The following is a 12,992-nucleotide window of genomic DNA, read 5'->3' as shown; positions in this document are numbered from 1 at the left end:
TCAGCTACCTACACACGTTTTCTAGGGTCAAAGGCATCACGGGCGGCTTCGCCAATAAATACCAGCAAAATAAGAATAATCGACATTGAGAAGAACGCGGTGATGCCTAGCCACGGCGCTTGCAGGTTATTTTTGCCTTGGGCGACCATTTCACCTAAAGATGGCGAGCCAGGTGGCAAACCAAAACCTAGGTAATCTAAGCCGGTTAAAGCGGTTAAGCCACCGATAAAAATAAACGGCATAAAAGTTAATGTTGCTATCATCGCATTAGGCAATATATGCCGCGCCATTATTGCCCTATCGCCCACGCCAAGCGCTCGAGCGGCTTTTACATATTCAAGATTTCGGCCACGCAAAAACTCTGCACGAACTACGTCTACCAAACTCATCCAGCTAAATAACAGCAATATGCCTAATAACCACCAAAAGTTTGGCTGTACCAAGCTAGAAAGAATGATTAGCAAGAACATCTGTGGCATGCCTGACCAAATCTCAATAAAGCGCTGGCCAAACAAATCAACTCGCCCACCAAAATAACCTTGCATGGCTCCCACCGCTACGCCAATCACCGAGCTGCTTATGGCCAGCACTAAGGCAAACAATACCGATAAGCGAAAGCCGTATAACAAGCGAGCAAATACATCTCTGCCTTGGTCGTCGGTACCTAACCAATTAACCGGGGTAGGTGGTGAAGGCGATGGAACATTTAAATTGTAATTGATGGTGCCATAGGAAAAACGCACCGGCGGCCAAAGCATCCAACCGCCTTGTTCCTCAATTAACTCTTGAATATAAGGGTCGGAATAATCGGCGGCTAAATCAAAATCTCCACCAAAGTCGAGCTCGGTATAGTCACTGACTACCGGCATCATCCATTGCTGTTGATAGCGGATAAGTACCGGTTTATCGTTAGCGATAAACTCAGCAAATAAGCTGGTGAAAAATAATATTAAGAATAACCAGAAACTCCAATAACCACGTCGGTTAGCTTTAAACTGCAACCAACGACGTTGGTTTAAAGGGCTAGCTTTAGCGCGTTTCCATTGAGCAACAACTCCCATGCTACTGCCTCCCCTCAAAGTTAATCCGAGGGTCAATCATGGTATAGGTAATGTCACTAATCAGTTTAAGCACCAAGCCAATTAAGGTAGACATGTACAAGGTACCAAACACAACTGGGTAATCACGGTTAACCACCGCTTCAAAGCCCAGCAAACCCAAACCATCTAGGGAGAAAATAACTTCAATCATAAATGAGCCAGTTAAGAAAATACTGATTAAAGTGGCGGGCAAACTAGAGATAACCAATAACATAGCATTACGGAAAACATGACCATACAGTACCCGATTTTCGCTTAAACCCTTGGCGCGAGCAGTAAGTACATATTGCTTATTAATCTCATCCAGGAAAGAGTTTTTGGTAAGCATAGTTAGGGTGGCGAAACTGCTAATTACCATTGCCGTTACCGGCAAGGTGAGATGCCAAAAATAATCACCCACTTTGCCTAATAAGCTCAGTTCGTCCCAGTTGCTAGAGGTTAAACCACGCAGAGGGAACCAATCCCAATAACTGCCCCCAGCAAAAAGAACAATCAGCATAATCGCGAATAAGAAGTTGGGAATAGCAAAGCCAATGGTGACAAGGGTTGAACTCCAAACATCAAAGCGGCTGCCATGCTGTACCGCTTTGCGGATCCCCAAGGGGATAGAAATACCGTAGACCAACAAGGTGGTCCATAAACCCAGAGATATCGACACCGGCATTTTTTCGAGAATAAGGTCCACCACCGAGCTATCTCGATAAAAACTATCGCCAAAGTCAAAGCGCAGGTAGTTACCTAGCATTTCGAAATAGCGCTCATGTAAGGGTTTATCAAAACCATAGAGCTGCTCTAACTCTTCTACCAGCTCTGGCGGTAAACCTTGCGCACCTCGATATTGGCTGGAGTTACCCCCGTTATTGCTTTGAATAACCTCGGTATCCACGCCAGAATCGACACGACGAGTAGCCGAGGTATCAATGCCCTGAATCTTAGCAATGGCTTGTTCAACCGGACCACCGGGCGCCGATTGAATAATAAGAAAGTTAAGAGTCATGATCCCCAGCAAGGTGGGGATCATCAATAATAAACGACGAAGAATGTAGCTAGTCATTGGGTAACTATTCAACCCACCAGCTATCTAATCCAAGCGCATACTTAGGATTACGCGCCGGACGCTTAAGCTTATCCCAGTAGGCAACTCGCCAAGCATTTAAGTGCCACTGCGGCACCACATAATATGACCACAACAATACCCGATCTAAGGCACGGGTAGCGTCGATAAGTGCTTGTCGGTCATCAGCAGCAATAATCTCTTCAATAAGGCTGTCTACCACCGGACTGTTTACGCCAATGATATTGCGCGAACCAACATGCTCTGCCGCCTTGCTTCCCCAAAAATCGCGCTGTTCATTACCTGGAGAAGAAGATTGACCAAAGCTGCCCACCACCATATCAAAATCAAAGTTCTGCACCCGATTCACATACTGAGAGACATCCACTACGCGAACTTCGGTGCTAATACCAATTTTTTGCAAGTTACGGGTATATGGCAACACGATGCGCTCGAAGGTTTTTTGATACAACAAAAACTCGATATGCATTTGCTTGCCATTTGCATCCACTAGCTTGCCTTTATCTAAGCTCCAGCCGGCACCTTTTAACAAAGCCAAAGCTTCACGCATTTGTGGACGAATATTGCCGTCACCGCGGGTTTTGTCTAAAGTGAACTCTTTAGTGAATACCTCTTCTGGTAGCTGCTTTTTAAAGGGCTCTAGTAAAGCCAGCTCGCCGCCTTCAGGTAAACCGGTTGATGCCAGTTCCGATGCAGCAAAATAACTATTGGTACGTTTGTAGGCCCCGTAAAACAATTGCTCGTTAGTCCATTCAAAATCAAACAGCAAACCAATCGCCTTGCGCACATCACTTTGTTTAAACAAATCACGACGGGTATTAAATACAAAGCCTTGCATGCCTTGAGGATTTTCGTTCTGCAGGGTATCGGTGTGTACTTTTCCGCTGTCGAACATTGGGCCCGTATAAGCGGTTGCCCAGTCTTTAGCGCTAGTTTCAATGCGGTAATCAATGCGACCCGACTTAAATGCTTCTAAGGCCACCGACGAGTCTCGGTAATACTCATACTTAATTTCAGCAAAGTTATAACGTCCGCGATTAATCGGTAAGTCTTTTGCCCAATAGTCTGTTACTCGTTGGTAGCTAATCGAACGGCCGGTATCAAACTCGCCCAATTTATAGGGGCCCGAACCAAGCGGGACAGTTAAATCAGCCTTGGAGAAGTCATGATTTTGCCAAAAGTGCTTAGGCAATATTGGCAGTTGCCCCAAAATAAGTGGTAGCTCGCGATTGGTACCATCGGCAAAGGTAAAACGCACACTCGATGCAGACTCGGCTTTTACCTCTTTGATGCTGCCATAATAAGCGCGGTAAAATGGTGCGCCTTTTTCTATCAATAAGTTAAAGGTGAATACTACGTCTTCAGCAGTTACAGGCTTGCCGTCATGAAAGCGCGCTTCGGGGCGAAGATTAAAACGCACCCAAGAGCGATCAGCTGGTAAATCGATGCTCTCGGCCAGCAAACCGTATTGAGCAAACGCTTCATCGTTGTTACTGGTTAATAGGGTATCGTAGATTTGGCCAACCCCAGCAGCGGCGTTACCTTTCACGATAAAGGGGTTAAAAGTATCAAAGGTTCCTTGCGCCTCATGGGTCATACTGCCCTGCTTGGGCGCATCAACATTTACATAAGGTAGGTGGCTAAAATCTGCAGCTAAGGCAGGTTCACCGTGCATCACTAGGGCGTGAGAGCGAACAAAATCTTCGGCATGAGCTACGTTTAAAACCAAAAGTGCAAAAGCCGATAACAGCCATTTCATGATAGGCGGATCCTTATTGAGTGAGTCGAATCATCGACTTAACTAATATCTAGTTCTAGTTATAACCGACTCGAAAGTAAAAGATAAAGGGCTATTAGCCAATTTTGCCCTGAAAACGCTGAATATATCTCTCCAAGGCTTCTGCAGTAATCGCTTTGCTGGATAAATAACCTTGATAAAAGGTACACCCTTGCTGTTTAAGAAATGCTAATTGCTGGCGCGTTTCCACACCTTCGGCAGTAACGGTGAACCCCAAATGGTTGGCCATTGCCAGCACGGCATCTACAATCGCCATATCTCGGCTATCACGCGGAATATCGCGGATAAACGAACGATCAATCTTTAACTCATCCACCGGTAATCGTTTTAAGTAACTTAAAGAAGAATAACCAGCGCCAAAATCGTCAATGGAAAAACGTAACCCCATTTCCTTTAATTGAGCCATTTTTCGAATAGTATCTTCGGCATGACCCAACACGACTGATTCTGTGACTTCGAGGTTGAGCATCGAACCTTCGATGTGATATTGAGTCATTAACTCCTCTACTCGATCGGCAAACTCTGGGTGATGAAATTGTTTGGCACTCACATTAACCGAAAGTTCCGGCAGCAATACCCCCTCTTTTTGCCACTTAGCCATTTGTATGCAGCTTTGCTCTAATACCCACATACCAATATCGATGATTAAGTCTGACTCTTCGGCAATTGGGATAAACTCGGTAGGCGAAACTAAGGCTTTACCTTCTGGCTGCCAACGTACTAAGGCTTCAGCCCCCACTAACTCTCCGGTAGAGATCATGTGCTGGGGCTGGTAATACAGCAGTAACTCATCGTTAGCCAATGCTCCACGTAAAGCGTTATGTAGTTTTAAACGCTTATCAGCTTGCTTTTGCATGCCATCGTCAAAAAAGATAACGGTGCGTCGCCCAGCTGACTTTGCTTGATACATCGCCGTATCAGCTTGCTTCAATAGGTCTTCAGCAGTTTGCCCCTTACCAGGAAACAAGGTGATGCCAACACTGGCACCAATATGCAGCGACTGGCCATCAAAAGGGTAAGGAGCAGAAATGGTTTTTATTAGGCGTTTACCCACAATATTGGCTTGCTGCTCTGCATGTGGTGGGCTCTCACCTAAATCAGCCAGCAACAGTACAAACTCATCTCCCCCTAAGCGGGCCAGCAGGTCTCCTTCTCGAATCAGCCCCTGCAAACGCGTTGCCACTTGCTGCAACACCCAATCGCCAGCAGCATGGCCTAAGGAATCGTTAATATGCTTAAAATGATCGAGATCGATAAACAACAATGCGCCAATAGCATGTTGCTTCTTAGCCCGCGCAAAACACTGGCTTAACTCTTCACGCAACTTACGCCGATTAGGTAGGCCGGTAAGCTCGTCGAAATAGGCTAAGTGCTGAATTTGTTGCTCGGTGGCTTTATTTGCAGATATATCCTGAATGCACACAACATAGTGAGTTAAAGAATCCACCTCATTACGAACTGCAGTAATGGTTTCTAGTTGGGTATAAGACTGGCCGTTCTTACGCTGCCGCTCAACTTCGCCTTTACGTCTAACCGTACCATCAATCGCTTCCATAAAAACTGGGCTCGGGTTGCCAAACACTTCGGTGAGCTCATGCCCTAAAACTTCATTTTGTTGATAGCCAGTTATTTGGCTGAAGGCCTTATTCACTTTTACGATGCGATAATTCGCATCGGTGATAATTAGCCCCTCGTTACTGTCAAAGGCTACCGCCGACAAACTTAAAGCTTCGCGTTGTTGCTGTTGCTCAAACTCTGAATTTAAACGCGCCACAAAGGGTGCTAATAATTGCTCGAGTATAGCGTGGTCAAATGTTGCTTGCGCAAAGCTAAAGGCAATATAGCCAATCACCCGCTGCTGTTTAACAATTTGATGAGACCAAAAGCCTCGCGGAGCTTGCGAAATTTCTGCTTGAGTACTGGCGTAATCGGGATGGGCCTTTGGCAGCTCGGTAATTTGAACCACTTTTTGGGCCCTAATTTCAGCCAACAAATTGGCCGAGACCGGGCTCAGCTTTCCACCAATAAACTGGCCTTCTCGCCAGTAACGGATACAAGGCAAACTCGGCATTCGAGAATCAAAATGGGCGATATAGCTTTCGTAGGCGCCAACTTGCAGAGACAAACGGCTAATCAGTTCATCAAAAAAACTTTCGCTAGGTTTGGCTGCTAAGGCGAGAGCGAGCTCGGCAAGGGCCGTGGTAATGTCGAAAGAAGACGCTGGGGAATTCGAAAGGGCGGTTGTGGGCTGAGAATTGTCCATAGTGGTCAACAATGAAGCAAGGCATCCTGTGGCTTATGATTAATTAATAAACTAATTGCTAACACCAAGCGCTTGTTATTCACTCCAATGTGCCCAAGTTCACCAGAACATTCAAGCGATTTTAAGTAATAAATAGTACTTTTCGCTAAGTAATCACATTCGCAGGCTAAGCCAAACTAACCCTTAAGAAATAGTGATCTAGATCTGGTTTTTTATTTATGAAAGTCGTATTCTGAACTTGAAATAATTACTAGACAGTCTTTGGGAGGCTTATGATTATTGATATTACTAGCAAGACAATTTCTATTACCCCAACCATTCGTGAGCACATTGCCGCGCGCTTTGAGAAACTGGAAAAAAACCAAATTCCGCTCATATCACCAAAAGTGATTATCACCACCGACAATAAAAAGGTAAAAGTAGAAGCGAAGATCAATCTGCCAAACGGACAACTGTTTGCCAGCGATGAACATCAAGACCTGAGCGTTGCCATTAATAATTTAGGGCAGAAACTAGAACGCCAGCTACACCGCTTCCAAGATAAGCCAAATGCGCACCGCGCTAGCCGCTCTGGAAAAGATTTCTTACGTTCGCCCACTGATATTGACGACGGCGAGCCTAGCTCCGAGGATGAACAAGCCGCATAAAGGCTTAAACTAAAAATAATACCAAGCAACTAATCGCTTGGTATTACTTGACTTTCCCCTGATTGCTTTTTAGTCTGACGACATGAAAATATTCAACACTCGATTTTTGTTTGGTTTCTTTTTTACTCCACCCTTTTAGGGAGGCGGACGGAATTGGTGTAAAAACGAAAACACACAGAATCCATAAAGCCTCCTTCTTAGGAGGCTTTTTTGTTAACAGGGAATACAACAGATGGCAGATTTAGAGCAGATCCGAACAAAAATAACAGCGCTCGACCAATCATTATTAACACTACTAACTGAGCGTCGCCAACTCAGTGTTGAAGTAGCAAAAAGTAAAATAGAAAACCCCAAAGCCATTCGCGACCAAGAGCGTGAACAGTTATTACTGGTTAAGCTAATTAATAAAGGCAGAGAACTAGGCCTAGACGCACACTATGTCACTCAGCTGTATCACACAATTATTGAAGATTCGGTGCTATCGCAACAGGCATTTTTGCAAGGCATTACTAACCCAGATATTCATGCTCAAGCAGTGCGAGTGGCGTTTTTAGGTAACAAGGGCTCTTACAGCAATATTGCCACCCACCAATACTTCTCACGCTATAAAAAGCAAATTGTTGAGTTTGGATGCAGCGCTTTCCAAGACATTGTAGATACAGTGGAATCCGGCCAAGCTGACTACGGCATGCTGCCCATTGAGAACACGAGCTCTGGCAGCATCAACGAAGTATACGATGTTTTGCAACACACAAGTTTGTCGATTGTAGGTGAATTATCTATACCTATTGATCATTGTATTCTGGCTCACCCCAAGGCCAAGCTGGAGCAAATCACCACTTTATACGCACACCCGCAGCCTTATGCCCAGTGCAGCCTATATTTACGTACCTTAGCCAATACTCGAGTCGATTTTGTAGATAGCTCATCCAAGGCCATGGAAGTGGTTGCTGGAGGTGATGATTTAACGGTTGGCGCTATTGGCAGCAAAGTGGGCGGCGAAATGTATGGCTTGCAAGCCTTAAAAACCGATATCGCTAACCAGCAACAAAACTACACTCGCTTCATTGTTGTTTCTCGCAAGCCGGTGGAAGTTGCTGAGCAAGTGCCAGCGAGAACGACTTTTATTATGTCAACAGCACAGCAAGCAGGTTCGTTGGTAGAAGCGCTGTTGGTTTTGCGCGAGCACGAGATTAACATGAGCAAACTCGAGTCTCGTCCAGTGCAAGGCAACCCTTGGGAAGAGATGTTTTATGTTGATGTTTCGGCCAATGTTAAGTCCAGCCAAATGCAATCAGCACTGGCAGAATTAACTCGCCTTACTCGTTACATTAAAGTGCTTGGATGCTACCCAAGTGAGAATGTTGACCCAACGCTAATCCCACTAGAAGCACTAGCCAATAAAGATGTAAACAAAGCTGGAGCACCGAGTTTAATTAGCACTGTGCAAGAAGATGGCGCCTTGTCTAGCCGCTCACACAAAGCTACCGCCACGGTAGTTCGTGTTGGCGATGTAAAAATTGGTGACGGCGGCTTCATTACCTTTGCAGGTCCTAGTGCGGTTGAATCTGAACAACAGGTTATAGCTTGTGCTGGCGCAGCCAAAGAAAGCGGCGCTGCAGTATTAGCAGCTGGCTGTTTTAAACCCCGCAGCTCGCCATACAGTTTCCAAGGCTTGGGTGAAGAGGGCTTAAATTACTTAAATGCTGCTGGCAAAAAGTACAAACTGCCAACCATGACAGAAGTAAGCTCGGTGGATCAGGTTGTCACTCTAGCTGCAAAAGCAGACATACTGCATGTTCGCTCGCGCCATATGAAAAACTTTAATCTGTTAAAAGAGTTGGGCAAGTCTACTCGCCCTATCCTGTTAGAGCGCAATAACATGGCGTCTATCGATGAGTGGTTACACGCTGCGGATTACATACTAGCTCAAGGTAATCAACAGGTTATTTTGTGTGAAGCTGGTGTAAGAACCCTGGAAGGTAAAAACAAAATCACTTTAGATTTGGGTGCAATTAGCTTACTTCGCCAACGCACTCACCTGCCAATCGTAGTAAACCCTGGCGAAGCAGTGGAAGAACTAAGTGCTGTCGCACCAATGGCCAAGGCCGCTAAATTGTTAGGCGCAGACGGTATTGTACTTTGTGCTCACCCCTCTCCTAGCGATGCCAGTGTAGATGCCGATAAATCGCTAGATTTTAAACAACTACAAGGCTTGATGAGCGAGCTGTACTAAAGCCGTCCAAACGACAAGCCCAGGCAATTGTTGACTGGGCTTTTTAATATGCGACTTGCTGTTAACAATGTTTCCCCTCAATCTGCGGAAAGCTCTAAGTAAGGCCAAATACAAAAATAAAAAAGCCCAGCTAGATGCTGGGCTTATAATAAGAGTTCTTCACTTGGCCTAGAAGCGACCTGGTCCACGGCCACCGCCGCCAAATCCACCCATACCGCCTGGAGGCATCATGCCCTTCATTTGGCTCATCATTTTGCGCATGCCGCCTTTGCCCGACATCTTCTTCATCATTTTTTGCATCTGCGTGAACTGCTTAAGCAATTTGTTCACATCTTGGATCTGGGTACCAGAACCAGCAGCAATTCGGCGCTTACGCGAGCCTTTAATAATGTCTGGACGTTGGCGCTCACCTGGCGTCATAGAGTTGATAATCGCTTCCATTTGGTTGGTAAGCTTATCGTTCATTTGGTCTTTAACGTTGTCGGGTACTTGCCCCATGCCAGGCAGCTTATCCATCATGCCCATCATGCCGCCCATGCTTTTCATCTGCACTAATTGCTCACGGAAGTCTTCTAAATCGAAGCCTTTACCTTTTTGAACTTTCTTAGCCAGTTTTTGGGCTTGGTCTTTATCAACTTTGCGCTCTACTTCTTCAATAAGAGAAAGCACATCGCCCATGCCTAAGATACGCGAAGCGATACGATCAGGATGGAACGGTTCTAAGGCGTCGGTTTTCTCACCCACACCCATAAATTTAATTGGCTTACCGGTAATATGACGAATCGATAAAGCTGCACCACCGCGCGCATCACCATCGGTTTTAGTTAAGATAACACCGGTAAGTGGTAGGGCTTCATTAAAGGCCTGAGCAGTATTGGCAGCATCTTGGCCGGTCATGGCATCTACCACAAACAGGGTTTCTACCGGTTCAACTGCCTGATGAAGGGCCTTAATTTCGTCCATCATGTCTTCATCAACATGCAAACGACCCGCGGTATCTACTAACAATACATCGGCAAACTGAGTTCTGGCTTCGGCTATTGCGCCATTTACAATATCAACCGGATTTTGCTTTTCGTTACTTGGAAAGAAAATAGCGTCAACTTCAGTGGCTAGCGTCTCAAGCTGTTTAATCGCAGCAGGGCGATAAACATCGGCGCTCACAACCATTACTTTTTTCTTTTCGCGCTCTTTTAGGTACTTGGCTAACTTAGCTACAGAGGTGGTTTTACCGGCACCTTGTAAACCCGCCATCATTACAACCGCAGGAGGTTGAGCGGCAAGGTTTAGGCTTTCGTTAGATTCGCCCATGGCAGATTCAAGTTCTTGCTGAACAATCTTAACGAATACTTGGCCTGGGCTTAGGCTTTTATTAACTTCTTGGCCTAAAGCACGTTCTTTTACTTTTTTAACAAACTCGCGAACTACGGGTAAGGCGACATCCGCTTCCAACAGGGCCATACGCACTTCGCGTAGGGTATCTTTAATGTTGTCTTCGGTCAGTCGGCCGCGGCCGCTGATATTTTTTAAGGATTTCGAGAGTCGATCAGATAAGTTTTCAAACATGCTTTTTCCTGTTGATCATATAGCGAGCACTGTTTAGCCGCCACATTATACCGAAGCGCTGATATTCTAAAAGCTAATTCTAGCCCTGACTGTGTAGGGCGAGTATACTGAACCCAAACAATCAGATAGTTAGCTTCAAATCATGAATCTATTGGTACTTCCTACCACCGTGTTTTATCTGCTAGCCGCCTACGTATGTATTACCGGCTTGCTGAATAAACAAAGCGGTGCCAACAAATGGCTATGGCTAAGCGCTGGCTGCGCTATGTTGCTGCATGGTATTTGGGAAGTAGAGCATTTATTTTTAGCCCAAGGTCAAGATTTAAGCCTATTTAACGTTGCCGGCTTAGTTAGTTTGTTAATTGCACTTACCGTGACAGCCTTAGCGAAACCCTTCAAGCTGTGGTTTGTATTGCCGGTGGTTTACCTATTTTCCATCGTTAGCATGCTGTTAGCGGTAATGATACCCAGTGACTACATCATTCACTTAGAGCTAAAGCCTCAAGTACTGATTCATATTAGCGTTGCCTTAGCCGCATTTACGGTATTGATGATTGCCAGCTTATATTCTCTACAGATGGCCTATTTAGATTGGACTCTAAAACGGCATAAACCCGGTGCGATTCACCCGGCAATGCCTTCACTAATGAGCATAGAAAAGCAGCTGTTCACCTTAATTAGAGTGGGCTTAGTGTTACTAAGCATTTCTTTATTAAGTGGCTTTGTTTTTTTAACCGACTTCTTCGCCCACGGCCGCGGCCATAAAGCCATTTTTAGCCTAATTGCTTGGTTTATTTACGCAAGCTTGCTGTGGGGCCACCACTATCGCGGTTGGAGAGGTAAGTTAGTGGTGATCTTGACGGTAATTGGTTCTATCTTGCTGAGTTTGGCCTATTTTGGCTCACGCTTTGTTAAGGAAATCATCCTCAACTAAAATGATACCTTGACAGTCCTTTGGGGCTGCATATAAATTAGCCCTGTTATATTAATCAAGGACTCTCCTTTTTGGACGACATATCTACGAGTAGCTTATTGCTACTTCTCGCGTTCCTCATAATTTGCTCTGCTTTCTTTTCTAGCTCCGAAACTGGCATGATGTCGCTTAACCGCTATCGTCTGCGCCATTTGGTTAATACCAAGCACAAGGCTGCTAGTCGAGTTGATAAACTTCTGGAACGCCCCGACCGGCTGATTGGTTTAATTCTTATCGGCAATAACTTAGTGAACATTTTTGCCTCGGCGATTGCCACTATTATTGGTTTACGCTTATTTGGTGATGTAGGAGTGGCGATTGCTACGCTTGCGCTAACTTTTGTAATTTTGATTTTTGCTGAAGTCACGCCAAAAACCATGGCTGCGCTCTACCCTGAAAAAATTGCCTTTCCAGCGTCTATTTTGCTAAGACCATTGATGAAGCTATTGTTCCCATTTATATGGGCCACCAATGGCGTCACTAATGGTTTGCTGCGTTTATTAGGGGTAAACCCAACTAACAAAGACGATGAAGCTTTAAACCCAGAAGAGTTACGTACCGTTGTTGACCAAGCCGGCACGCTGATACCAAAACGTCACCAAGATATGCTACTGAGCATTTTAGACCTAGAAAAGGTGACGGTTGACGACATTATGATCCCGCGCAACGAAATTGCCGCCATCGACATTAACGATGATTGGGACAGTATTTTGCGCCAGCTTACGCAAAGTACCCATACTAAGATTTTGCTATTTCGCGACACCATTGATGACTCAGTAGGCTTTGTTCACTCTAGAGATTCATTGCGACTATTGTCTCGAGAGCAGTTTGATAAAACCTCTATGCTACGCGCTGCCAAGGAAATTTACTTTATCCCAGAAGGCACACCGCTAAATGTTCAGTTATTAAAATTTCAGCGCCGTAAAGAGCGTATTGGCCTTATTGTTGATGAATACGGCGACATTCAAGGCTTAGTGACCTTAGAAGATATTCTTGAGGAAATTGTTGGCGACTTTACCACCAGCATTGCGCCAGCCCCTAGTGAAGAAATCCATCCACAAATTGATGGCAGCTACTTAATCGACGGCACAGTGAACATTCGTGACTTGAATAAGGAAATGAGCTGGAGCTTACCCATAGACGGCCCTAAAACGCTTAACGGCCTGATTGTGGAACACTTAGAAGACATTCCCGAGGCTAACTTGTGCTTGCGCTTAGCAGGCTACCCTATCGAAATTGTCGAGATAGAAAATAATACCGTGAGCTTGGCTCGAGTAATTCCAGCGTTTTACAGCAAGCCTAAAAAGTAAGCTCGCGAATTGAAGACACAAAAA

The 12,992-nt window shown here is 45.2% G+C and carries 9 protein-coding genes and 1 other annotated feature; of the genes, 4 read left to right on the top strand and 5 right to left on the bottom strand.

The window, feature by feature from the left end; genetic code table 11:
- Positions 1-8: 8 nt before the first annotated feature.
- From G6R11_RS02685 to G6R11_RS02670, 4 genes are all read right to left on the bottom strand, one after another.
- Positions 9-1,061, bottom strand: a complete 1,053-nt coding sequence (locus G6R11_RS02685) for an ABC transporter permease (protein ID WP_163131225.1) — start codon at positions 1,059-1,061, stop codon at positions 9-11.
- 1 nt (position 1,062) lies between these two features.
- On the bottom strand, positions 1,063-2,154 hold the full coding sequence (locus tag G6R11_RS02680; RefSeq protein WP_163131223.1) for a microcin C ABC transporter permease YejB: 1,092 nt from the start codon (positions 2,152-2,154) through the stop codon (positions 1,063-1,065).
- Between the two features lie 7 nt (positions 2,155-2,161).
- Positions 2,162-3,934: an extracellular solute-binding protein gene (locus tag G6R11_RS02675; protein WP_240352384.1), complete on the bottom strand. Its 1,773-nt coding sequence runs from the start codon at positions 3,932-3,934 to the stop codon at positions 2,162-2,164.
- 94 nt (positions 3,935-4,028) lie between these two features.
- The gene (locus G6R11_RS02670; protein WP_240352383.1) at positions 4,029-6,236 is read right to left on the bottom strand and encodes a bifunctional diguanylate cyclase/phosphodiesterase; all 2,208 of its coding nucleotides are present in this window, start codon (positions 6,234-6,236) and stop codon (positions 4,029-4,031) included.
- Between the two features lie 272 nt (positions 6,237-6,508).
- On the opposite strand from G6R11_RS02670, the gene hpf reads away from it, so the two are divergent.
- Positions 6,509-6,883 (top strand): ribosome hibernation-promoting factor, HPF/YfiA family, encoded by a 375-nt coding sequence (hpf, locus tag G6R11_RS02665; RefSeq protein ID WP_163131221.1) that lies wholly within the window; start codon positions 6,509-6,511, stop codon positions 6,881-6,883.
- Between the two features lie 86 nt (positions 6,884-6,969).
- Positions 6,970-7,098: a sequence feature (Phe leader region), on the top strand.
- A 17-nt stretch (positions 7,099-7,115) separates the two neighbouring features.
- On the top strand, positions 7,116-9,119 hold the full coding sequence (aroF, locus tag G6R11_RS02660) for a 3-deoxy-7-phosphoheptulonate synthase (protein ID WP_163131219.1): 2,004 nt from the start codon (positions 7,116-7,118) through the stop codon (positions 9,117-9,119).
- A 168-nt stretch (positions 9,120-9,287) separates the two neighbouring features.
- Here the strand turns inward: aroF and ffh are convergent, their stop codons facing one another.
- Positions 9,288-10,685, bottom strand: coding sequence for a signal recognition particle protein (gene ffh / locus G6R11_RS02655; protein WP_163131217.1), 1,398 nt, complete (start codon positions 10,683-10,685; stop codon positions 9,288-9,290).
- 142 nt (positions 10,686-10,827) lie between these two features.
- Between ffh and G6R11_RS02650 the strand changes: the two genes are divergently transcribed.
- Positions 10,828-11,619 carry an inner membrane protein YpjD gene (locus tag G6R11_RS02650; RefSeq protein WP_163131215.1) on the top strand — a complete coding sequence of 264 codons (792 nt, stop codon included), beginning with the start codon at positions 10,828-10,830 and terminating at the stop codon, positions 11,617-11,619.
- 71 nt (positions 11,620-11,690) lie between these two features.
- Entirely contained in the window at positions 11,691-12,968 is a 1,278-nt protein-coding gene (locus tag G6R11_RS02645; protein ID WP_163131213.1) for an HlyC/CorC family transporter, read from the top strand.
- Positions 12,969-12,992 lie beyond the last annotated feature (24 nt).

It is taken from the genome of Agarivorans sp. Alg241-V36 (genome assembly GCF_900537085.1).
Lineage (GTDB): Bacteria > Pseudomonadota > Gammaproteobacteria > Enterobacterales > Celerinatantimonadaceae > Agarivorans.
The sequence above is the reverse complement of the archived record's forward strand: the minus strand, read 5'-3'. Positions and strand labels throughout refer to the sequence as shown.

Coding starts and splice junctions, on each gene's coding strand:
- G6R11_RS02685 (WP_163131225.1), bottom strand. CDS start 1,061: ATGGGAGTTGTTGCTCAATGGAAACGCGCTAAAGCTAGCCCTTTAAAC.
- G6R11_RS02680 (WP_163131223.1), bottom strand. CDS start 2,154: ATGACTAGCTACATTCTTCGTCGTTTATTATTGATGATCCCCACCTTG.
- G6R11_RS02675 (WP_240352384.1), bottom strand. CDS start 3,934: ATGAAATGGCTGTTATCGGCTTTTGCACTTTTGGTTTTAAACGTAGCT.
- G6R11_RS02670 (WP_240352383.1), bottom strand. CDS start 6,236: ATGGACAATTCTCAGCCCACAACCGCCCTTTCGAATTCCCCAGCGTCT.
- hpf (WP_163131221.1), top strand. CDS start 6,509: ATGATTATTGATATTACTAGCAAGACAATTTCTATTACCCCAACCATT.
- aroF (WP_163131219.1), top strand. CDS start 7,116: ATGGCAGATTTAGAGCAGATCCGAACAAAAATAACAGCGCTCGACCAA.
- ffh (WP_163131217.1), bottom strand. CDS start 10,685: ATGTTTGAAAACTTATCTGATCGACTCTCGAAATCCTTAAAAAATATC.
- G6R11_RS02650 (WP_163131215.1), top strand. CDS start 10,828: ATGAATCTATTGGTACTTCCTACCACCGTGTTTTATCTGCTAGCCGCC.